General features: G+C 66.4%; 15 protein-coding genes and 1 tRNA gene. 13 read left to right on the top strand and 3 right to left on the bottom strand.

Features of this window, described 5'->3' with window-relative positions; translation table 11 throughout:
* The first annotated feature begins 177 nt into the window (after positions 1-177).
* The 10 genes from ACFFJK_RS15815 to ACFFJK_RS15860 all read left to right on the top strand — a co-directional run bounded on the left by ACFFJK_RS15815 (position 178) and on the right by ACFFJK_RS15860 (position 12,067).
* Entirely contained in the window at positions 178-1,269 is a 1,092-nt protein-coding gene (locus tag ACFFJK_RS15815; protein WP_379680392.1) for a hypothetical protein, read from the top strand.
* A 157-nt stretch (positions 1,270-1,426) separates the two neighbouring features.
* Positions 1,427-1,849, top strand: coding sequence for a hypothetical protein (locus tag ACFFJK_RS15820; RefSeq protein WP_379680393.1), 423 nt, complete (start codon positions 1,427-1,429; stop codon positions 1,847-1,849).
* Between the two features lie 246 nt (positions 1,850-2,095).
* The gene (locus ACFFJK_RS15825; RefSeq protein ID WP_379680394.1) at positions 2,096-3,274 is read left to right on the top strand and encodes a GAF domain-containing sensor histidine kinase; all 1,179 of its coding nucleotides are present in this window, start codon (positions 2,096-2,098) and stop codon (positions 3,272-3,274) included.
* Between the two features lie 69 nt (positions 3,275-3,343).
* Positions 3,344-4,183 (top strand): phytanoyl-CoA dioxygenase family protein, encoded by an 840-nt coding sequence (locus ACFFJK_RS15830; protein ID WP_379680395.1) that lies wholly within the window; start codon positions 3,344-3,346, stop codon positions 4,181-4,183.
* A 120-nt stretch (positions 4,184-4,303) separates the two neighbouring features.
* Positions 4,304-5,584 (top strand): type II toxin-antitoxin system HipA family toxin, encoded by a 1,281-nt coding sequence (locus ACFFJK_RS15835; RefSeq protein ID WP_379680396.1) that lies wholly within the window; start codon positions 4,304-4,306, stop codon positions 5,582-5,584.
* Positions 5,585-5,586: 2 nt separating this feature from the next.
* Positions 5,587-6,180, top strand: a complete 594-nt coding sequence (locus ACFFJK_RS15840; RefSeq protein WP_379680397.1) for a helix-turn-helix transcriptional regulator — start codon at positions 5,587-5,589, stop codon at positions 6,178-6,180.
* A 121-nt stretch (positions 6,181-6,301) separates the two neighbouring features.
* Positions 6,302-8,674: a M1 family metallopeptidase gene (locus ACFFJK_RS15845; RefSeq protein ID WP_379680398.1), complete on the top strand. Its 2,373-nt coding sequence runs from the start codon at positions 6,302-6,304 to the stop codon at positions 8,672-8,674.
* Positions 8,674-9,204: a DUF6702 family protein gene (locus tag ACFFJK_RS15850; RefSeq protein WP_379680400.1), complete on the top strand. Its 531-nt coding sequence runs from the start codon at positions 8,674-8,676 to the stop codon at positions 9,202-9,204. The genes ACFFJK_RS15845 and ACFFJK_RS15850 overlap by 1 nt, the downstream gene beginning before the upstream one ends.
* Entirely contained in the window at positions 9,201-11,261 is a 2,061-nt protein-coding gene (locus tag ACFFJK_RS15855) for a TonB-dependent receptor (protein ID WP_379680401.1), read from the top strand. Before ACFFJK_RS15850 ends, ACFFJK_RS15855 begins: the two co-directional genes overlap by 4 nt.
* 50 nt (positions 11,262-11,311) lie before the next feature.
* Positions 11,312-12,067, top strand: coding sequence for a 2OG-Fe dioxygenase family protein (locus ACFFJK_RS15860; protein ID WP_379680402.1), 756 nt, complete (start codon positions 11,312-11,314; stop codon positions 12,065-12,067).
* Between the two features lie 219 nt (positions 12,068-12,286).
* Here ACFFJK_RS15860 and ACFFJK_RS15865 read toward each other — a convergent pair whose 3' ends face one another.
* Positions 12,287-13,384 carry a DUF1800 family protein gene (locus ACFFJK_RS15865; protein ID WP_379680403.1) on the bottom strand — a complete coding sequence of 366 codons (1,098 nt, stop codon included), beginning with the start codon at positions 13,382-13,384 and terminating at the stop codon, positions 12,287-12,289.
* Between the two features lie 272 nt (positions 13,385-13,656).
* Between ACFFJK_RS15865 and ACFFJK_RS15870 the strand changes: the two genes are divergently transcribed.
* Positions 13,657-14,820: an efflux RND transporter periplasmic adaptor subunit gene (locus ACFFJK_RS15870; RefSeq protein ID WP_379680404.1), complete on the top strand. Its 1,164-nt coding sequence runs from the start codon at positions 13,657-13,659 to the stop codon at positions 14,818-14,820.
* A gap of 13 nt (positions 14,821-14,833) precedes the next feature.
* On the top strand, positions 14,834-17,956 hold the full coding sequence (locus tag ACFFJK_RS15875; RefSeq protein ID WP_379680406.1) for an efflux RND transporter permease subunit: 3,123 nt from the start codon (positions 14,834-14,836) through the stop codon (positions 17,954-17,956).
* Between the two features lie 180 nt (positions 17,957-18,136).
* Here ACFFJK_RS15875 and ACFFJK_RS15880 read toward each other — a convergent pair whose 3' ends face one another.
* The gene (locus ACFFJK_RS15880) at positions 18,137-19,027 is read right to left on the bottom strand and encodes an ElaB/YgaM/YqjD family protein (RefSeq protein ID WP_379680407.1); all 891 of its coding nucleotides are present in this window, start codon (positions 19,025-19,027) and stop codon (positions 18,137-18,139) included.
* 484 nt (positions 19,028-19,511) lie between these two features.
* Between ACFFJK_RS15880 and ACFFJK_RS15885 the strand changes: the two genes are divergently transcribed.
* Entirely contained in the window at positions 19,512-20,720 is a 1,209-nt protein-coding gene (locus ACFFJK_RS15885) for a DUF2325 domain-containing protein (RefSeq protein WP_379680408.1), read from the top strand.
* 70 nt (positions 20,721-20,790) lie between these two features.
* On the opposite strand, the gene ACFFJK_RS15890 is transcribed toward ACFFJK_RS15885, so the two are convergent.
* Positions 20,791-20,866 (bottom strand) — tRNA-Thr (locus ACFFJK_RS15890).
* Positions 20,867-20,945 lie beyond the last annotated feature (79 nt).

Below are 20,945 nucleotides of genomic sequence, written 5' to 3' on the forward strand. Positions count from 1 at the left end.
CGAGGCTGTTGTTGTTGCTCAAATAATAGCGCCGCGACCTGCCGCGCGGCGCGCCGTTCACGGGGTAGCACGCGCTGACACCGCACAGCTCAACAGGTGAGCCGATAACGGACTGAAGTGGGGAACTTTTGGCGGGCATCCGTATAATGACGCTGGATTTCCTCCTTTCCCTTTGCCATGCATACCCCTGTTTCCCCCGCCCTCCCGCAAGCCGAGGACCTGCCTGCCCGCGCCATCGACGAAGCAAGCACGCACCTGCGCGACGTGCTCACGCACGCCATCGAACACCGCCCGCACCATGCCGCGCTGGTGGTATATGACGAGCGCACGCCCCTGGCGCGCGCACTGGCCGAGGGCTACCGCCGCAACCTGCCCGGCGCGACCTTCATCGACTTCGACGCGGCCACGCCGGACGCCGTGCTGGCAGCCTTTCGCGCCATGATGCCGAAGGACCTGGTGGTACTGGTGCAGTCCACCAACTTCCGCCTCGATGGCTTCCGTGTGCGGGTCGAGCTGTTCAAGCTCGGGTTGAAGGTGGTCGAGCACGTGCACCTGTCGCGCATGCCGGGACCGCAGTCGGAGCACTATATCGAGGCGCTGGCCTACGACCCGGCCTACTTCCGCGGCACCGGGCGCGCATTGAAGTCGCGCATCGACGCGGCGCCGCACGCGCGGGTGGTGGGCGGCGGCGAAACGCTGCACTTCGCGTCGCCCTTCGAGCCGGCCAAGCTGAACGTGGGCGACTACAGCGAGATGCACAACGTGGGCGGCCAGTTCCCGATCGGCGAGGTGTTCACCGAGGCGCGCGACCTGGAAGCGGTGCACGGCCGGGTGCAGGTGCACGTCTTCGGCGACACCAACTACCGCTCCAACCACCCGGAGGTGCCGGTCACGCTCATCATCGAGCGCGGGCGCGTGGTGGGCACCGAGAACGCCACCCCGGCCTTCCAGCAGGTGCTGGACAACATCACCGCGGACGAAGGCGAAGTCTGGGTGCGCGAACTGGGCTTCGGCCTGAACCGCGCCTTCACCCGCGAGCGCCGGGTGGACGACATCGGCACCTACGAGCGCATGTGCGGCATCCACCTGTCGCTCGGCGCCAAGCACGGCGTGTACCCGAAACCCGGCTTCAAGCGCAAGGATGCGCGCTACCATATCGACGTGTTCGCGGTGACGGACGCGGTGTACCTGGGCGATGAACGCGTGTACGAGGACGGGCGCTGGACAGTCGGCCAGTTCTCCATGGGCGAGCGCTCCCACTTATCCTGAAGCTACCCGGTCTGACCGGGTGCCGGTAAAGCTACTCGCTGGCGTCAACTGGAACCACGATCGCCAGCCGCAGGCCTCAGGCTGGCGACGCGACAGGCTGAGGATGCCATCGGTGTTTTGCACACCTTTATAATCTTATCGAAGGGAAATCTACATCATGAGCTACGACCTGATGGTATTTTCGCCGGAGGCTGCCCCAAGCGACAGAAACGCATTCCTGGATTGGTACGATGCCCAGACCGATGACGAGGAGACGCATGCCGGCGACGATCCAGGCATCACCGCACCGGCGCTGGCGCAGCTTTACAAGGACATCATTGCAAGCTTCCCGGCAATGAACGGACCCTTTGCATCAGACGAGTTACCGGATGATGAATCGTCACTTGCGGACTACAGCATCGGCCCGCATCACATTTATATTACGTTCTCGTGGGACAAGGCCGAACAAGCCTATTCGGCGTTGCATCGGCTGGCAGCAAAACACAAGGTAGGCTTTTTCGACGTCAGTTCCGATACCGGCGCGGTTTGGCTGCCTGCGAACGACGGAGGTCTCACGATCGCACACGAGGAACCGCTTTAACCGGGTGCCACTGCCATTACCATTTGGAAGCGCGAGCAGGCAGCCAGCGCAAGCTGCAATGGCCTTCGTGCCTGCCTGCCCCCGCCTTCAAGAGCCTGGACGAGATCGCCGCACTGCGCCGCCGCGCAGAAGTACCAGGACGGGCAATGATCGGCAAATACGGTAGAAAAGGATTTGTAACCGCAGTTGACGCCCGATGAGTCAACAGTGCTACCATGACGCTCCGTTAACTGTACCGGTGGGGCAATGATGGCAGACGACCTTTCTCCCCGGGTCGATGAAATCCAGGCAATCGGCGCGGTGCCGAAGATCCTCGAAACCGTTGCCGCGCTGACCGGCCTCGGCTTTGTCTGCATCGCCCACGTGACCGAATCGTCCTGGACCGCCTGCGCGGTGCTCGACCGGCTCGAATTCGGCCTCAAGCCGGGGGGCGCCCTGGACGTGACCACCACCCTGTGCGAGGAAGTGCGCGACAGCGGCGAAGCCATCGTCATCGACAGCGTCCGCGACAGCACGCGCTACTGCGACCACCACACACCGCGCATCTACGGCTTCCAGAGCTACTTCTCGATCCCGATCTTCCGCCCGGACGGTGAGTATTTCGGCACACTGTGCGGTCTCGACCCCGCGCCAAAGCGCCTGAGCGATGCCACCACCGTATCGACGCTCACCCTGTTCGCCGAGCTGATCGCGAAGCAGCTGGACGTGGAACGCTCGCTGTACCAGACGCGCGCCGCCCTGCTCGACGAACGCGAGACGGCCGAACTGCGCGAACAGTTCATCGCGGTCCTCGGACACGACCTGCGCACGCCGCTGGGCGCGATCCGGTCGGGCGCCGAGCTCCTCCTGCTGAAGCACCAGGACGCGGCCACACGCGACATCGCGCGCCGCATCCGCCGCAGCACGACGCGCATGGCGGCCCTGGTGGACGACGTGGTCGATTTCACGCGCGGACGCATGGGCGGCGGCATTGCACTCGGCCTGCGGCTCGAGCCCGAGGCCGACCTGTTCCTGCGCCAGGTAGTCGACGAGCTGCGCGACGTCCATCCCGAACGGGCGGTCGACACCAGGATCGCGCCGGGAATGGCGCTGCGCTGCGATCCCGACCGCCTGTCGCAACTGCTCTCCAACCTGCTCAAGAACGCGCTGGTGCACGGCGCCGCCGATGCCCCGGTCCGGGTGGATGCCTTCGTGGACGGGGGCATCTTCACGCTCAGTGTCGCCAACGGCGGCCGCGACCTGCCCGCCGAGGTGCTGGCCCAGCTGTTCAAGCCCTACTGGCGCGCCGCATCGCGCCACGGCAGCGAAGGACTCGGGCTCGGCCTGTACATCGTCGACCAGATCGCACGCGGCCACCGGGGCCGGGTCGTCGCCACCTCCGGCGGCGGGGTTACCGCCTTCACGTTCACGATGCCGGCTGCCTGAGTGTGGTCGAGAATGACCAAGGGCGGCGTGCCTGAGGCTACAATGGCCTTTTTGCCCGCCCTGCCCGCCATGCTTACCCCTGAACAGCGCGCACAGTACCAGCGCGACGGCTTCATCGTCATCCCCGGCTTCAAGAGCCTGGAAGAAATCGCCGCACTGCGCTGCCGCGCCGAGGAAATCGTCGACGCCTTCGACCCCAACGAATCACGCGCCGTCTTCACGACGAAGGACCAGGAACGCGCCAGCGACGCCTGGTTCCTCGGTTCGGACAACACGGTGCGCTGCTTCTTCGAAGAAGAAGCCTTCGGTCCAGACGGCCGGCTGCGCCAGGCCAAGGCACTGTCGATCAACAAGATCGGCCACGCCATGCACGACCTCGACCCGGTGTTCGAGCGCTTCACGCGCGATCCGAAACTGGCCGCCGTGGCGCGCGACCTTGGGCTGGAACAGCCGCAGGTCTGGCAGTCGATGTACATCTTCAAGCAGCCCGGCATCGGCGGCGAGGTGCGCTGGCACCAGGACGCCACCTTCTTCGACAGCGATCCGATATCGGTCACGACCTTCTGGTTCGCGCTGGAAGACGCGACCGTGGACAACGGCTGCCTGTGGGCCGAGCCGGGCGGGCACCGCGGCCCGCTGCGCGAACGTTTTATTCGCGAGGGCGAGCGCATCACGATGGAAAAGCTCGACGCCACGCCCTGGCCGGACGACAGCACTGCGGTCCCGCTGGAAGCCAAGGCCGGCACCCTGGTCTGCTTCCACGGCCTGCTGCCTCACTACAGCGCCCCCAACCGCTCGCCGGTGTCGCGCCACGCGTTCACGCTGCACGCCACCGATGCCCGCACGGCCTATTCGCCGCGCAACTGGATCCAGCGCGATGCCGGCTTTCCGGTACGCGGCTTCGATTGAGCACGGCCGCAGACAAGGCGCGAAGTCAGGCCTTCCATGGTTTGATATACTCATTCCGGTATCTTTTAACGCACTTTTAGTGCTATCGTTAGCAGATAAACGTGCGTGAAAGCCGGGAGCATGGACTGTCACATCGAGATTTTTCACGAAGGCGAATGGCTGGAAGCCGCGCAAGCCAGCTTTTCGGACGTGGTGCGCAACGGCTTCCGCGCGAACAACTGCGTGTTCGAGTACGACCTGGACTACGCGTTCGGCGGCACGCCGTTGCCGGTCTCATTGGCCTTGCCGGTGGACGCGAATCGCCACGTCCTGCAGGCCTGGCCCGCCTTCCTGTACGACTTGGTCCCGCAAGGCAACGGACGCAGGTTCCTGCTCGACCGCCTCCAACTGCCCGACGCGCAGGCGTCCGACCTGCCGCTGCTGTGCGCCGGCGCGTTCAACCCCATCGGGCGGCTGCGCATCCGGGAGGCGGTGCACTATTTCGAGCAGCATGTCGAACGCCATGGCCTGGCTGCCGGCGGTTTTGCTTTCGACGAGTTGCTGGCACGTGCGCCCGATTTTCATGAGGCGATGATGGTGCACGGCATGCTGGCGACGGGCGGAACCGGCATCCAGGGCGTTGCGCCGAAATACCTGCTGACCGAGGCGCAGGACGGAAAATGGTATCCGGATGCGGCGCTGGCTGACGGCCTGGCCCGGCGCCACTACATCGTCAAGCGCCCCCGCGCTTCCTCCGAAGCCGACCGCAAGGTGCTGCGCAATGAAGCGCGCTACATGGAAGTGGCGTGCCGCTTCGGCATCCGCAGTTTCGATCTGCCGTTCCTGCGCGAGGACATGCTGTTCATCCCACGCTTCGACCGGCGGGCGCAGGATGGCCGCGTGCAGCGCTTCCACCAGGAGAGTGCCGCTTCGCTTGCCGGCCTGGCCGGTTTCGGCATCCAGGCCAACCAGTTCCAGCTGCTGGCGGCGATCCGGCGCCTGGTGGATGATCCCGTCGAAGAGACCATCGAGTTCATCCGGCGCGATGTGCTCAACCTGGCGATGCGCAATCCGGACAACCATGCTCGCAACACGGCCGTGCATACCGTCGATGGGGTCACCCGCATCACGCCCCTGTTCGACTTTGCGCCGATGTACCTGGACCCGGAAGGCATCACGCGCGCCGCGCGCTGGTACCACCCCGAATCGGGCAAGGAGCTGCAACGCTGGGAAGACGTCTTGCCACAGCTCGATTTGCCTCTGCAGGAGCGCCGGCAGCTCGTCGAGGCGCTCGTCGGCTTCGGTGAGCAGTTGACTACGTTGGCCGAATGCATGCGCGAGGCCGGCGTCGACGCGGACATCGTCGATTTCGTCACGCCCAGCATCGAAGCGCAGCGTACCCAACTTCTGGCATTGAGGTAGTCATGAGCAAACGAAGACCGATGGACAAGGCGCAGGCCCGCGAACGGCGCAACCGGCTGCTGGCGTCGGCCGCTGCGGCGGAGCTGTCGCTCACCGAAGGCGTACGCGAGATGCGCGCGATTGCCGGCATGACCCAGGAAGAATTCGCGCGCCACCGTGAGGTGAGCGCGCGGGTCATCAAGGCGATCGAGCTTGGCCAGGGGAACCCGACAGTAGCAACACTGAACCGCATCGGCGAATTCTTTGGCTTGCAGGTCGGTTTCGTACCCATCAATCGCACCGCGCCGGTTGCTGGCGGGCCACACTCCATCACGGCGTCGGTAAACTTGCCTGCGACGCATTCTCCAGTAGACATCAAGGCCACTATAGGCCGCAGTGAAATCCTGCGGCAACTCCAAGAAATGGCGACACCTGACGCTATCCAAGAGATAGCCCGGAAGATCTTTATGGAAGGGATTTCTGAAGCAGTTCGCGAGACATTGGACAGAACGATCGAGGCCTACTCCAGAACCGACCCGTTGCTGGAAAGGCAATCTGAGGATCCTGGCGTCGCAGCTGCGCCAGCTCGCAAGAGAAAGCGAACACCCGCCCGCTGAAATACTCGAGGGCTGATACGTGTGCCTCATGTATCAGCTTTTTTACAATTCCCCCGAACAATTGTTATTAGGTAAAGCTAGAATTCTTTTTCCTATTCCAATTACAAAATCCAGGGGAAATATGATCCGTCTGCCCATCGGGCTGGCAGCGCTGTGCCTCAGCGCCTCCGCTTTTGCAGCCGCACCTTTCGACGACAAATTCCGGCAGCTCGACGAACTGCTGCCGACGCCGGGCGCGGTCCGCACCGCGTCGGGCGCACCGGGCCACGCCTATTGGCAGCAGCGCGCCGACTACACGATGCGCGCCACGCTCGACGAGAACAAGCGCGCCCTCACCGGCTCGGGCACGATCACGTATTACAACAATTCCCCCGACACGCTGAAGTACCTCTGGCTGCAACTCGACCAGAACATCTACAAGCCGAATTCGGATGCGCGCACCTCGGCCACGCTGCCATCGCGCGAGGCATGGCAGGCACGCTCGCCGGAACAGGGCGTGAAGTTCGACGCCATCCGCACCCTGCTGGAAGCGCGTACCTTCGAAGGCGGCTTCAACGTGCGCGATGTGCGCGACAGCGGCGGCCGTCCGCTCAGCTACGTCATCAACCGCACCATGATGCGCATCGACCTGCCGCAACCGCTGAAACCGGGCGCACGGGTGTCGTTCAGCCTCGATTGGCATTACAACATCAACGAGCAGAAGGTGCTCGGCGGCCGTTCGGGCTACGAGAAGTTCGAGGACAACAACGACCTGTTCGAGATCGCCCAGTGGTTCCCGCGCATGGCGGCCTACTATGACGTCTACGGCTGGCAGCACAAGCAGTTCCTGGGCTCGGGCGAATTTACGCTGGAGTTCGGCGACTACGACGTGCGCATCACCGTCCCGTCGGACCACATCGTCGCCTCCACCGGCGAGCTGCAGAACCCGGGCGAAGTCCTGAGCGCCACCCAGCGCGAGCGCCTGCGCCAGGCGCGCACGGCGAAGAAGCCGGTCATCATCGTCACCCAGGCCGAAGCGGAGGCCGCCGAGAAGCAACGCGCCACCGCCACCAAGACCTGGCACTTCAAGGCGAAAAACGTGCGCGACTTCGCGTTCGCCTCCAGCCGCAAGTTCATTTGGGACGCACAGGGCATCAAGTCGGGCAACGTCGACGTGATGGCCATGTCCTACTACCCGAAGGAAGGCAACCCGCTGTGGGAGCGCTACTCGACCCAGGCCATCGTCCACACCATCGAGCAGTACAACAAGTACTCGTTCGACTACCCGTACCCGACTTCGATCTCGGTGAATGGTCCGGTGGGCGGCATGGAATACCCGATGATCACCTTCAACGGCCCTCGTCCGGTCAAGGACAAGAAGACCGGCGAACTCACCTACTCCAAGCGCACCAAGTACGGCCTGATCGGCGTGATCATCCATGAAGTGGGCCACAACTACTTCCCGATGATCGTCAACTCGGACGAGCGCCAGTGGACCTGGATGGACGAAGGCCTGAACTCCTTCCTGCAGGCGCTCGCCCAGGAAGCCTGGGAAGAGAACTGGCCGGAGATGCGCGGCGAACCGCGCACGATCACCGACTACATGAAGAGTCGTAACCAGGTGCCGATCATGACGAACTCGGAGTCGATCCTCCAGTTCGGCAACAACGCCTACGCCAAACCGGCCACGGCCCTGAACATCCTGCGCGAGACCATCCTCGGCCGCGAACTGTTCGACTTCGCCTTCAAGGAATACGCCGAGCGCTGGAAATTCAAGCGCCCGACCCCGGCCGACTTCTTCCGCACCATGGAAGACGCTTCCGGCACGGACCTGGACTGGTTCTGGCGCGGCTGGTTCTACACCACCGACGCCGTGGACATCAGCGTCGACGGCGTGACCGAATACACGATCAGCACCAAGGACCCGGAAATCGAAAAGGCCTGGGCTCGCGCCCGCAAGCAGGCCGAGCCGATCTCGATCACCGACCAGCGCAACAAGGGGATGCCGCGCCGCGTCGACGCCCACCCCGAACTGAAGGACTTCTACAACGAGAACGACGACTTCACGGTCACCAACAAGGACCGCAACCAGTTCGCCGAGACCATGGAAGGCCTGGAAGACTGGGAAAAGGCGCTGCTGAAAGAAGGCAAGCACCTGTACCTGGTGGACTTCTCGAACAAGGGCGGTCTGGTCATGCCCTTGATCGTCGAGATCGAGCTCAAGAGCGGCAAGAAATACATCGAGCGCATCCCGGCCGAGGTATGGCGCTATTCGCCGACGAAAGTCACGAAACTGTTCATCACGGACGAGCCGATCGTCGGCCTGGTCCAGGACCCGTTCTGGGAAACCGCCGACATCGACGTGAGCAACAACGCGTGGCCGGCCAGGGCGACGCCTTCGCGCCTGGAGCTGTTCAAGACCAACCGCGATCCGGCCAACCTGATGCGCGACTTTAATACCAGGCTCAAGCAACCGGCCGCGCAGCAGCCGGCGCAAGCCGACAAGGCGCAATGATGATGCCGCACCGTCGCATGTTCAACATCAAGGCGGTGCTCGCCGCCGCGCTCCTGTGCCTGAGCGCGGCGGCCGGAGCGCACCGCTTCCACGCCGGGATCACCGAGGTCGCCTTCAACCCGCGCACCAACAGCACGGAGATCATCCACACCTACATGGCGCACGACATCGAAGCGCTCCTGATGAACGCCTACCAGCGCCAGTTCGACCTGAGCGATCCGGAAGACCAGGAAGTGCTGCGCAAGTACATCGACCGGCACTTCTGGCTCAAGGGCAGCGACAATGCGCGCCTGCCGGTGCGCTGGATCGGCATGACGATCGACGCCCAGAGCGTGGTCATCTACCAGGAACTCGAGAACGCGCCGCTGTCGAAGACCGCCACCATCCGCCAGGGCGTGCTGGTCGACTTCCTGCCGGACCAGGTCAACACCGTCAACCTCAACGACGCGGGCACGATCCGCTCGCTCACCTTTACCGCCGCCGCGCTGGAACAGCCGGCGCACCCGGTTACTCCACACTCCGCCCCATGACGCTTCGCCCCGCCCTTCGCCCGATTCCTTTTGCCCTCGCCGCACTGTTCTTCCACGCCTCGAGCACGGCCGACGACTTCGTCCTGCAGCGCGTCCTCGTCGAGGGCTCGCGCACCAGCCAGATCGGCATGACCGACTCCGCCAGTTCGGGCAGCGTCGGCGCCAGGGAGCTGGAAAACCGCACCGTATACCGCCCCGGCGAGCTGCTGGAAGCCACGCCCGGCCTGATCGCCAGCCAGCACAGTGGCGAAGGCAAGGCCAACCAGTTCTACCTGCGCGGCTTCAACCTCGACCACGGCACCGACCTCGCCACCTGGGTCGACGGCATGCCGGTCAACCAGCGCAGCCACGCGCACGGCCAGGGCTGGACCGACCTGAACTTCCTGATCCCGGAACTGGTCACCCGCCTCGACTACCGCAAGGGCCCCTACTCGGTCACGGACGGCGACTTTTCCTCGGCCGGCAAGGCTTCGCTCACCTACGCCAACCGGCTGCTGGCGCCGATGGCCTCGCTCACGCTGGGCCAGGACCGCTACGCGCGCACGGTGCTGGCCGGCTCCCCCGAAGCGGCGGGCGGCAACCTGCTGTACGCGCTGGAGCTGATGAAGAACGACGGCCCGTGGACGCGGCCGGACGGCTACCGCAAGGTCAATGCCGTGCTGCGCTACAGCCGCGGCTATTCAAACAACGGCTGGCATGTCACCGCGATGCACTACCGCGGGCACTGGAACGCCAGCGACCAGATCCCGCTACGCGCCGTGACAGGCGGCCAGCTGGGGCGATTCGACACCATCGACCCGAGCGACGGCGGCGAGGCCGAGCGCAGCAGCATCTCGGGCAGCTGGCGCCGCACGACCCAGGAGTCGGCCACGGGCCTGTCCGCCTATGTGATCCGCAACCGGGGCGACCTGTATTCGAACTTCACCTATTTCCTGAATGACCCGGCCAACGGCGACCAGTTCAGCCAGCCGGACCGCCGGGTGACGACGGGCCTGGACGGCAGCCATACCTGGCACGCGTGGAAGAGCGCGGACGGCGCGATGGCCTCGGACATGACGGTCGGCTTCCAGCTCCAGAACGACAACATCTTCAACGGCCTGCATGACACCCGGGCGCGCCGCCGCCTGGCCACCACGCGCGAGGACCACATCGTCGAAACCAGCGGCGCCGTGTATCTCGAACATGCCACCAAGTGGAGCGAGGCGCTGCGCACCGTGGTCGGCGTGCGCGCCAACCGCTACGCTTTCCGCGTCGACAGCGACCGTCCGGAGAACACCGGCCGCGCCCACGACACCCTGGCGACGCCCGCGCTGAGCATCGCCTACGGCCCCTGGCAGCACACCGAGCTGTATGCGAACTATGGCCACGGTTTCCACAGCAACGACGCGCGCGGTACCGTGGCCAGCGTGGATCCGAAGACGCTCGAGCCGGTCGACCGTACGCCGGGCCTGGTGCGCTCGCGCGGCATGGAACTGGGCCTGCGCACGGTGGCGATCCCGCAGATGGAAACCACGGTGTCGGTGTACCGCCTGGACTTCGATTCCGAACTCACCTACATCGGCGACGCGGGCAATACCGAGGCGGGCGACCCGAGCCGCCGCTACGGCGTCGAGCTGTCGAACAGCTATCGGGCCAACCGCTGGCTGTCGGTGAACTTCGACGCGGCCTATGCGCATGCCCGTTCGCGCGGCGGCAATCCTGCGGGCGATCGCATTCCCGGCGCCGTCGAAGGCGTCGCCCAGCTCGGCCTGACGGTGGACCGTGCCGGCCCATGGTCGGGCGCCCTGCGCCTGCGCTACTTCGGCCCGCGTCCGCTCATCGAGGACAACAGCGTGCGCTCGCAGCCCAGCGTCACGCTCAACGGCCGCGCAGCCTATCGGATCGGCAAGGACATGCGGCTGGAGCTGGAAGGCTTCAACCTGACCAACCGGCGCGACTCGGCGATCGACTACTACTATGCGTCGCGCCTCGCCAGCGAAGCGGACGCCGTCGAGGACATCCACTTCCACCCGATCGAGCCGCGTTCGTTCCGCCTCACCCTCGTCAAGACCTGGTAGGAATTGGCCACGGTCAGGCCGGTTACGTGGAAAAATGCTACGCTAACCGGATGACTACCCGTGAACTTCCCTACACCGATCCGTCGCAGCTGGCGGACACCATGCGCAGCGAGGGCTACGCCCTCCTGCGTCCCCAAGACGTGGCCCGCCTCGCGGGCTGCTCCCTGGACGAGCTGCAGTCGCTCGTGCCGAGCTGGGACCGGCTCGAACTCGACAACTACCTGAAGGACGGCGGCCGCTACCGGCGCCGCCGCCATTCCTGCTTCATTCACGAAAGCGACGACGGCGGCCACGCGCTGGTGCAGACGCCGCACCGCGCGCACTGGCAGCCGGTCGAGTACAACGCCCTGCACGGCGGCATGCACCGCCTGTTCGAGCCGATCGAACCCGGCACCGTCGCCAACCCGGCCTGGGGCCGCCTGCTGCGCTCCCTCGGCGAAGTCTGCTCGAGGGTCCGCGGGCGCCAGACCTGGTTCGTCGAGGCGCACCAGTTCCGCATCGATACCGCTGACGGCATTGGTCGCCCGACGCCTGAAGGCGCGCACCGCGACGGCGTCGATTTCGTCGCCGTGATCCTCATCGGGCGTACCGGCATCAAGGGCGGGGAAACGCGGGTCTTCGAAGCCGAGGGCCCGGCGGGCAAGCGCTTCACGATGCTGGAACCCTGGACCCTGCTGCTGCTCGACGATGCCGCCGTCATCCACGAATCGACTCCGATCCAGCCGCTGGACGCGCACGGGCACCGCGATACCCTGGTGCTGACCTGGCGCGCCGGGTCGTTCCAGGGCGCCGACGTGCCGGCCTGAGCCTGCAGAACGAGTACCGGCGAGTGCAAAAAAAAGCGCCCGCGAACCTTGCGGCTGGCGGGCGATAATCCAATTTCGGAGAAACTGGAGGAGACAGTTCCAATATATCGCAACTTTTTGTGCGCCGCAATACCGTAGAACTACTGTCTCCAATTCGGCACGGGAGCGTTTCCAGAACCGGGCATATCCAAGATGGTTTGCTGCGCCGCAACAGAAACATCAATAGCGCAGGAACGCGTCGTCCATCAGCATGCCCACCAGGCGCTCCGCGTCGGCCGGCCGGCTGCGCGCCGCAGCCATTGCGGCGGCCGCGGGCGTCGGCGCGTCGGTCAGTACCGGCCCCGGCTGGGCAACCATTCCCCCCATGTCGCCCTCGACGCCTACCCGCATGGGAGGCGCGGACGAGGCCTGGCGGTGCGGGCGCGGCGGGGCAAGCGCCAGCGGCAAGCGTCCGTTGCCGAGCCTGGCGACGAAATCCGCACGGGCCGCCGCCGTCATCGGCCCGCCAAGGCCGTACACCGGCGTGCCTGCCCGTTCCAGCACGTCCACGAGCGGCGCCGCATTCTCCACGTGCAGGCCCGACATCCGCACCGCCGACACGACGAAACGGAACGCGTCTTTTTCCCTGCTGCCCGCGTCGAGCGGCGCCAGGAAGTCCGGGCTGCCGAGCAACGCCCGCAGGACCGTGCGCTGGTCGCCGCCCGAGCGCTCCCATGTGCGCGCCAGCGAACGCTCCAGCGCCGCGGTCGGCCGCGACACGAAATACCGGGCCAGCGCGCGGCGCGCCTCGCGTTCGCCGCCGACCGGCCGCCCGTGCATGGCCGGATGCCGCATCACCGCCGCGCGCAGCGCGCTGTAGCGGCCGAACAGCTGCGGGCGCAGGGCCTGGCGTTCGATGGCGGCGATGACGGCCGGGGCCATGCCTTCCCCTGCCGTGATGCCGAAATGGCCCAGCCAGAAGCCAAGCAGCACTTCCTCGAGCTGGCGCGGACTGGCGATGGCGCGCAGCAGGCGCTCTTCACGCGCCAGCGCGTCGGCGCCGGCGCCGCTTTCGCCAGCCTGCATCTCCTCCAGCTCGCGCAGCCGTGCACCTAGCCATGGAGGCAATACGGGTTTGCCGTCCAGTTGGGCGAGCCGGCTGTCGACATAGGCGCGTGGCCCCATGGCCTGCACGCGCGCCACATCCCCCGGTGCGGGACCGTAACCCAGCCGGTTCAGCAGGTGCAGCGCCTGGCGCGCGTCCGCCGCCTCCTCGGCCCGCGCATGCAGGGGCATGGACAGGACAAGCAGCGCCAGTGCGGCACGGAAGAAGAGCATGAGCGGTCGCATGAGCACTTTATATACCTGCGCAGGCAAGCCGCGCAGCCGGCTTGGTAAATGTTTGTAAGCGCCCCTGGGAACACGACGGGAGCGGCCCCTTATATAGCCGGCTTGCATAGCCGGCTTGCGCACCGGATCTGCGCTGGATCTGCACCGATCCTGCCGCAACGATGCGCTGCGATGATGTACCAATCGTGCACCACGAAGTGCGCGCACAGAATTGCAACTGCGCTACACTTCACAGCTTAACCCGAAGCTTATCGAAGAATATGCCTACCCTCCGCCGTCTTCCCCCCGTCACCCTGCTTGCCGCCGCCGCGGTGCTCTGTATCGCCGTCGCGGCCGCCGTCTCCGGCCGTGCTACCGCCAAGGATGAGAAACCTGCCGCGCCGACACCGGCGCTGACGGTGACCACCGGCCAGCCATCCACCACCAGCCTGCCGATCGCCCTGACCGCCAACGGCAGCGTCGCCGCCTGGCAGGAAGCCGTGATCGGCAGCGAATCGAACGGCCTGCGCCTGAGCGAGGTGCGCGTCAACGTGGGCGACGTCGTCAAGAAGGGGGAAACCCTTGCCGTGTTCGCCAGCGAGACCGTGCGCGCCGACGTCGAGCAGGCACGCGCCGCGCTGCAGGAAGCGCAGGCGAATGCCAGCGCCGCCAAGGCGGACGCCAACCGCGCCCGCGCCCTGCGCAGTTCCGGCGCCCTGAGCGAGCAGCAGGTCACCCAGCTGCTCACCGCCGAGCGCACCGCCAACGCGCGCGTCAGCGCCGCCAAGGCGACCCTGGCCCAGCAGCAGCTGCGCCTGGGCCATGCCACCGTGGTGGCGCCGGACAGCGGCATCATCTCGGCGCGCAGCGCCACCGTCGGCGCCGTGGTCGGCCCCGGCACCGAGCTGTTCCGCATGATCCGCCAGGGCCGCCTGGAATGGCGCGCCGAGGTCACCTCCGCCGACCTGGGGCGCATCAAGCCCGGCATGCGCGCCGCGGTGCGCGCCGCCAGCGGCAGCGAGATCAGCGGCAAGGTGCGTACCGTCGCGCCGACGGTCGACCCGCAGACCCGGATCGCGCTGGTCTATGTGGACCTGCCGCCGTCGCTGTCGGCCAATGCCCCGCTCAAGGCCGGCATGTTCGCCAGCGGCCGCTTCGAGCTGGGCACATCGAACGCCCTGACCGTGCCGCAGCAGGCCATCGCCGTGCGCGACGGCTTCAGCTACGTGTTCCGCCTCAACCGCGACAACCGTGTCAGCCAGATGAAGGTGAGCACCGGCCGCCGCCTGGGCGACCGGGTCGAGATCGTGGACGGACTGGCCGCCGGCACGCCGATCGTGGTCAGCGGCGCGGGCTTCCTGAACGATGGGGACCTGGTCCGCAACGTGCCTGCGCCGGCGGCACCGGCGCCAGCGGCGGCGGCCCAGCGCCAGGCCGCGCGCTGAACGGAGCACGTTCATGAACTTTTCCGCTTTATCGATCCGCAACCCGATCCCGGCGATCATGCTGTTCGTCCTGCTGACCTTCGCAGGGCTGCTCGCCTTCAATGCCAACAAGGTCCAGGACTTCCCCGACATCGAGCTGCCCTTCGTGACCGTCTCGGCCACGCTGGAAGGCGCGGCGCCGGCCCAGCTCGAGACGGAAGTCGCACGCAAGATCGAGGATTCGGTCGCGACCCTGCAAGGGGTCAAGAACATCTACACCAATGTGCTCGACGGCGTGGCCACCATCACCGTCGAGTTCATCCTCGAGAAGGACCTGGGCGAAGCGGTCAATGACGTGCGCGACGCCGTGGCGCGGGTACGCGCCGACCTGCCTCCCGAGCTGCGCGATCCGAGCGTGACCAAGGCCGCCACCGCCGGGCGCGTGGTGGCGACCTTCATCGCCAGCCCCGCGCCGGGCGCGGGCAGCGCCATGGACGACCAGGAACTGAGCTGGTTCGTCGACAACGACGTGGCCAAGCGCCTGCTGGCCGTGCCGGGAGTGGGTGCGGTCAAGCGCGTCGGCGGCGTCAGCCGCGAAGTCCGGATCGAACTCGACGACGCCCGCATGGCGGCCTTGCGGGTGTCGGCGCTGGACGTGTCGCGCCAGTTGCGCAACGTGCAGCGCGAAGCATCCGGCGGACGCGGCGACGTGGGAGGCGCCGAGCAGTCGGTGCGCACCATCGCCACCGCGGGATCGGCACAGGAACTGGCGCAGATGGACATCCCGCTGCCGGACGGGCGCCACGTGAAGCTCGAGCAGGTGGCCACCGTGAGCGATACCGTGGCCGAACCGCGCGCGATCGCCGAGTACGACGGGCGCAAGGTCGTCGGCTTCGAGGTGTTCCGCACCCGCGGCGCGGGTGAAGTGGATGTCGCCCAAGGCGCGCGTGCCGCCGTCGAAGAGCTGCAGAAGGCGCACCCGAACGTGGTGCTGCGCCCGGTGGTCGACAACTCGGCCCCGGTGCAGGAAAACTTCGACGCCTCGATGAAGATGCTGTACGAAGGCGCCGTGCTGGCGGTGCTGGTGGTGTGGTGGTTCCTGCGCGACTGGCGCGCCACGCTGGTCGCCGCCGCCGCGCTGCCCTTGTCGGTGATTCCCGCTTTCCTGGGCATGTACCTGTTCGGCTACACGCTGAACATGGTCACGCTGCTGTCGCTGGCCCTGGTGATCGGGGTACTGGTGGACGACGCCATCGTCGAGATCGAGAACATCTCGCGCCACCTGCGCATGGGCAAATCCCCGATGGAGGCAGCGCTCGAAGCCGCCGACGAAATCGGGATGGCGGTGATCGCCACCACGTTCGCGCTGGTCGCGGTGTTCCTGCCGACCGCCTTCATGGGCGGCATCGCCGGCAAGTTCTTCAAGCAGTTCGGCTGGACCGCGGTGCTGGCCATCCTGGCTTCGCTGGTGGTCGCGCGCCTCCTGACGCCGATGATGGCGGCCTACCTGCTCAAGCCCGCCAAGCACCATGGCGAGGAAAAGGACGGGCCACTGATGCGCCGCTACATGGCCGCGATGAAATGGTGCCTGCGCCACCGCGGCCTGACGGCGATCGCCTCGGGACTGTTCTTTGTGGGGTCGCTGTTGCTGGTGCCGCTGCTGCCGACCGGCTTCGTGCCGCCGGGCGACCGCTCGCAGACCCAGGTCACGGTCGAGCTGCCGCCGGGCTCCACGCTGGCCGAAACGCACACGATCGCCGAGCAGGCGCGGGTGGCGGCGATGAGCGTGCCGGAAGTGCGGCACGTGTTCAGCTCGATCGGTGGCGGCTCCAGCGGCGACGCCTTCGCCCCGGGCGCCGCGGCCGAGGCGCGCCGCGCGGTGCTGACCGTGACCACCATCGAGCGCAGCGAGCGCGACGCCGGCATATCCGATATCGAGCGCAGGCTGCGCGGGAAGATGGCGCAGATTCCGGGGGCGCGCTTCAACGTCGGCGCCAACGATACCGGCACCAAGATGCAGCTGGTGCTGCGCAGCGAAGACCCGCAAGCCCTGGTGGCGACGGCGCGCCAGGCCGAGCGCGAGCTGCGCACGCTGCAGAATATCGGCAACGTCAGTTCCAGCGCCTCGCTGGTGCGCCCCGAAATCATCGTACGCCCGGACTTCGCGCGTGCCGCCGACCTGGGCGTGACCGCCGCCGCGATCGGCGAAACGGTGCGTGTGGCGACGGCCGGCGACTACGACATCGCGCTGGCCAAGATGAACCTGGCCGAGCGCCAGGTGCCGATCCGCGTCAAGCTGCCGGATGCCGTGCGCGCCGACCTCGACGCCATCGGGCGCTTGAGCGTACCGGGCGCACGCGGCCCGGTGCTGCTGGCGAACGTCGCGACCATCACGATGGAGAGCGGCCCGGCCCAGATCGACCGCCTCAACCGCAGCCGCCAGGTGACGCTGGATGTCGAGCTGCAGGGCCGTTCGCTGGGCGAGGTGAACAACGAAGCGCGCGCCCTGCCGGTGTTCAAGAACCTGCCGCCCTCGGTGCAGATCGCGGAACTGGGCGACGCGCAAGAGATGCAGACCCTGTTCGCCAGCTTCGGCGTCGCCATGACCATCGGCGTGCTGTGCATCTATGGCGTGCTGGTGCTGCTGTTCAACGACTTCATGCAGCCGGTGACGATCCTGGCCGCGCTGCCGCTGTCGATCGGCGGCGCCTTCGTGGCCCTGCTGCTCACCCATAATGCGCTGTCGATGCCGACCATGATCGGCCTGATCATGCTGATGGGGATCGTGACGAAGAACTCGATCCTGCTGGTGGACTATGCGATCCTGGCGCGCCAGGCCGGCATGAACCGCTTCGACGCCCTGGTCGACGCCTGCCACAAGCGTTCGCGCCCGATCGTGATGACGACCATCGCCATGGGCGCCGGCATGCTGCCGCTGGCGCTGGGCCTGTCGGGCGACCCGGCCTTCCGCTCGCCGATGGCGATCGCCGTCATTGGCGGGCTGATCACCTCCACGCTGCTCAGCCTGCTGGTGGTGCCGGCCGTGTTCACCTATGTGGACGACTTCGAGCACTTCATGAAGCGCCAGATGGGCCGCCTGCGCCGCAAGCAGGCGCAGGCGGCGGTGAAGGAGCCGGCGCCGGATCCGGTGAAGTAAGTCTGTAGGGTGGTCGGCCATGCCGACCGCGCGTCCAGCTGCTGCCTGAACGGAAGAGCAGCCGAGCGGAGCAAAGTCCGTTTGAACGCGCGGCCGGCGAAGCCGGCCACCGTACGAAAGTCGTAAAAAAACCCGGCCAGGCCAAAGCCTGCCGGGTTTTTTATTGATGGCGAAAGCCGATCAGTCGCGATAGTCGCGGTAGTAGCGATACTCACGACGCTCGGTGTCGTTGCTGCTCATCAGCTTGGCCAGCAGGAAGCCGACGCCGGCGGCGACCAGCAGAGCGGTGCCCGGGTTGGTCTTGACGTACTCGGTGCTCTTGGTCGAGTAGGTTTCGTAGGTCTCGCCCAGCTGGCCCTTGCGCTGGCCCAGGCTTTCCGAGGCGCCGCTCAGCATGCCGGTCAGGCGGTCGACGCCTGCGTGTGCGGTGCTGACCAGGCGGTCGACCAGCGGCTGCGCACCTTGCGCGACCTGGTCGATCTTCTGGTGCAGCTTGTCCGGGGACACGTTCTGCATGGCAGCCTTGATGCCGCCCTGCGATTGCGAGTCGCCGCCGCCGGACGACATGTCGGATTGCGCGCTGGCGCCGCCCATGCTGCCGCTGCTGCTCACGGTGGTGCCCGAGCTGCTGCCGGTGGTGCTGCCGGAGCTGCTGCCGCTCGAACCCAGTGCGCTGTTGCCGCCGCTGGTGCCGTTCATGCTGCCGCTGCTGCCCGCTGCGCTCGAGCCCATCGAACCGCTGCTGCCGGCTGCGCTGGAGCCGCTCGAGCCGCTCGAGCCGCTCTGCTGGCTGCCGCCCAGGCCGCTGCTGCCCAGGTTGCCCGAGCTCTGGGTGCTGCTCTGCTGGCTGCCGGCGTTGCTGGTGCCGCCGATGGCGCCGCTGCTGCTGCCGGTAGCCGGCTTGGCAGTGCTCGGCGAGGCGTTGGCGCTGCCGAGGCTGCCCGACGAGCTGCTCTGGCTGCTGCCCGAAACACCGCTGCCCTGGTTCAGCCCGGACGACTGGCTTTTACCGATGCTCGAACCTGCGCCTGCGTCGCTGCCTTTTCCCTCGGTAGATTTCTGATTATCCATAATGTATCCCTCGTAAAAATGTAGACCAACGCGAAGTAGACCGATACTCGACTATCACCACATTCTTCCTCGATTCCGCCTGAAACAGAATGAAGGGACGAGAATGGCCTGCGCTATATCAAGGCAGCACTTTGTTTCTTGCCTTAGGTCACGCCTTCATCGTCGTGAACTAAAGCCAGCGCAAAAGTTCCACCGTTAGCGCTGACGCAATCGTCGTCGCTGCTGGGGCGGTCGCCTGTGGCGGTCCGAATCGCGCGCAGTATCGGAAACTGCGTCGCGATACAAAAAATACAATGGTTCAGTGGTCCGGACCGTGCGTTGACTAACAGAGTCATGTCATCCACCGAACATAGTCGCCTGTGGAATTCGCTTGCCTTCGTGTGGATCTGCGATAGAATGCAAATGATAATCATTATCATTTAATGCGGCAGGCCGGACTGGTGCGTGCCTGTTTCACCTGTCAGCGAGCAGAAAGGATGCCCGAATGTGCGACAAACATGCTGCCTTCCCGGAAAACGTCGAACCTCAGTGCTCGCGCAGGCGGCGGGTCTGGGAGCTTTCCCAGAACAGCCATTGCCCGCTGGTCGGCGTGGCCCTGCCCCTGCAGGCGCTGCGCCGGCTGGTGGAGCGGGTGACGGGAGGCCGGCTGCTGCATGACGACTATGACATCCATGTCGGCGCGGTCAGCGAGTGCGCGCTGCGCAACCCGCTGTCGGAAGCCATCCAGAAAGAACTGGAGCGGCGTTATGCCGCCGAGGTTTCCCGCTTCCGTGCGGCGAAATCCGAGGAAGCGGTGGCACGGCTGTGGGCGGCGGCCGTCGCGGCCGGCAATGTGCCGGGCGCCTTCTGGGCCGGCCTGACGCATCCGCGCTGCACGCCCGGCCTGGAGCAACGGATGTGCCGCGACATCCACATGGTGCAGCACCAGGCCGGCGCCTGCGTGCGGGCCGACATGGAGAAGTACAAGGCTGCGATGGCCGAGAACGGCCGGCTCGCGCGCGAACTGTCCCGTCTCCAGGTACGTTGCCAAGCGTTGCAGGAGGAAAAGGCCGCGCAGGCCGAGCGCCACGAACGGCAGTCGATGGCGGCGCGCGCGGCAACGATTGCCAAGGACACCGACATCCACAACCTGCGCTGCGAGCTGGCGCAGCTGCAGGCAAGCGTGCCGGAGCTGGAGGCGCGCACGCGCCTGGCCAACCGGGTGGCGCAGCTGGAATCGCGCGAGCAGGCCCTGCGCGCGCAACTGGCAGCGCTGAAGGAAGAGCGCGATGCCGCCCTCGCGGCAGGCGCGGCAGGCGCGGCAGGCGTGGCACAAGCGGCGGCGGGAGGCGCGATGCCGGCGCGTCCGGCAACGCCGCCCGAGCCGGCCGAGGCGCCGGTCCGGCTGTTCAACCGGAGCGTGCTGTGCGTGGGTGGACGCAGCGGCAGCGTGCCCGTCTACCGCAACGCGATCGAGCGTGCCGGCGCGCAGTTCGCGCACCACGACGGCGGGCTGGAGGACAGCGCCGGCCAGCTCGACGCCAGCCTGGCGGCGGCCGACCTGGTCATCTGCCAGACCGGCTGCATCAGCCACCATGCCTACTGGCGCGTCAAGGACCATTGCAAGCGCACCGGCAAGCGCTGCATCTTCATCGACAACCCGAGCGTGTCGAGCCTGGTGCGCGGGCTGCAGGACGCGGCGGCGCCGGCCTAGCCGGGCCAAGAACCGAAAAGCGCCAAAAGCAAAAGCCCGTGTCCTTGGGGGGACACGGGCTTTCAGGATCTGGTGCCGCTGACCGGAATCGAACTGGTGACCTTCGCATTACGAATGCGCTGCTCTACCGACTGAGCTACAGCGGCTCTACGTGGGCGAACCCGACGAAGAGCCGTATTCTAGCAAACAACTTCGCCAACTTGCTAGTCCGGCTCGGCAATTTCG

It is taken from the genome of Massilia consociata (assembly GCF_042432755.1).
Lineage (GTDB): Bacteria > Pseudomonadota > Gammaproteobacteria > Burkholderiales > Burkholderiaceae_D > Telluria > Telluria consociata.